The organism is Stenotrophomonas pictorum JCM 9942 (assembly GCF_001310775.1).
GTDB lineage: Bacteria > Pseudomonadota > Gammaproteobacteria > Xanthomonadales > Xanthomonadaceae > Stenotrophomonas > Stenotrophomonas pictorum.
Window position 1 is genome coordinate 1 of sequence record NZ_BAZI01000480.1, and the last position, 1,699, is coordinate 1,699.

Annotated in this window: 1 protein-coding gene and 2 pseudogenes; 2 read left to right on the top strand and 1 reads right to left on the bottom strand. The window is 67.7% G+C overall.

Annotation, left to right across the window (positions count from 1 at the left end; translation table 11 throughout):
* A pseudogene (locus tag JCM9942_RS15225) lies at positions 1 to 274 on the bottom strand (type II/IV secretion system protein); the annotation flags it as partial.
* 77 nt (positions 275 to 351) lie between these two features.
* On the opposite strand from JCM9942_RS15225, the gene glyQ reads away from it, so the two are divergent.
* Together glyQ and JCM9942_RS15235 are read left to right on the top strand one after the other, a co-directional pair.
* On the top strand, positions 352 to 1,263 hold the full coding sequence (gene glyQ / locus JCM9942_RS15230; RefSeq protein ID WP_054660686.1) for a glycine--tRNA ligase subunit alpha: 912 nt from the start codon (positions 352 to 354) through the stop codon (positions 1,261 to 1,263).
* Positions 1,260 to 1,699 (top strand): annotated as a pseudogene (locus JCM9942_RS15235) (glycine--tRNA ligase subunit beta); the annotation flags it as partial. The gene glyQ and the pseudogene JCM9942_RS15235, both read left to right, overlap by 4 nt.

Consider the following 1,699-nt stretch of genomic DNA (forward strand, 5'->3'; position numbering starts at 1 on the left):
GCTGGGCCAGCCATTCGGTGAGCCGTTCCAGCCCCAGCTCGCCGGAGGCCGGCGCGGCGGCGGCCAGTTTCAGGTTGGCCAGCAACACCAGCGGATGCACCTCGCTGGCGTTGCGCGCGCCCTGCGCGGAAAAGCGGATGCGTTCGTGGTCGTGCGCGGCCACCAGCCCGTCGGCGAACAGGGCGGCGGCGACATTGGAGAACTGCAGCCGTCCGGGGGCGATCGGGACGGCCGCGGAGGGGATCTGCGCGCCGTGCGCGGCCTGTTGTTCCACTGCCCACCCCTTGCTTGCCCGGCCACCGCGCGGCCGGTCGCTATACTAGCGCACCCCTCCGTACGGCAATCCGCAGCATGTCCGCGACCCCGACAGTTCCGATCACCTTCCAGGGCCTGATCCAGACCCTCAACGACTTCTGGGCGAAGCAGGGCTGCGTGCTGATCCAGCCGCTGGACCTGGAAGTGGGCGCCGGCACCTTCCACCCGGCCACCTTCCTGCGCTCGATCGGTCCGGAAAGCTGGAATGCGGCCTACGTGCAGCCCTCGCGCCGTCCCACCGACGGCCGCTACGGCGAAAACCCCAACCGCCTGCAGCGCTACTACCAGTACCAGGTGGCGATGAAGCCCAGCCCGGACAACATCCAGCAGCTGTACCTGGATTCGCTCAAGGCGCTGGGCATCGATCCACTGGTGCACGACCTGCGTTTTGTCGAGGACAACTGGGAATCGCCGACCCTGGGCGCCTGGGGGCTGGGCTGGGAAGTCTGGCTCAACGGCATGGAAGTCACCCAGTTCACCTACTTCCAGCAGGCCGGCGGCCTGGAATGCAAGCCGGTGCTGGGCGAGATCACCTACGGTCTGGAGCGCCTGTGCATGTACCTGCAGAGCTGCGACAACGTCTATGACCTGGTCTGGACCTACGGCCCGGATGGCAGCCCGGTCACCTATGGCGATGTCTACCACCAGAACGAGGTGGAGCAGAGCACCTACAACTTCGAGTATGCCGACGTGGACGAGATGTTCCACCGCTTTGACGCCTGCGAGGCCGAAGCGCAGAAGCTGATCGACGCCGGCCTGCCGCTGCCGGCCTACGAACAGGTCACCAAGGCCAGCCACAGCTTCAACCTGCTGGACGCGCGCCGCGCCATCTCGGTGACCGAGCGCCAGCGCTACATCCTGCGCGTGCGCACCCTGGCGATGGCCGTGGCCAAACTGTACGAGGCCAAGCGCCTTGAAGCCGTGGCCGCCAAGGAGGTGCAGGCATGAGCATGCAGCCGCTACTGATCGAACTGGGCGTGGAAGAGCTGCCGGTCAAGGCGCTGCCGGGCCTGGCGCAGGCGTTCTTTGATGGCGTGATTGACGGCCTGGCCAAGCGCGGTATCGCCTTTGACCGCGACGGCGCCAAGCCGCTGTCGACCCCGCGCCGTCTGGCGGTGCTGCTGCCGGGCGTGGAAACCGAACAGCCCGAGCAGCACTCGGAAGTGTTCGGCCCGTATCTGAACATCGCCCTGGACGCCAATGGCGAGCCGACCAAGGCGCTGACCGGTTTCGCCGCCAAGGCCGGTATCGACTGGACCGCGCTGGAGCGCACCACCGACGCCAAGGGCGAGCGCTTCGTGCTGCGCTCCGGTGACCCCGGGCGCGCAGACCGCCGCGCTGCTGCCGGAGATCGTGCGCGAAGCCATCGCCGCGATGCCGATTC

Bases quoted from the DNA above. Each gene is read 5' to 3' on its own strand.
- glyQ (WP_054660686.1), top strand. From the start codon at position 352: ATGTCCGCGACCCCGACAGTTCCGATCACCTTCCAGGGCCTGATCCAG.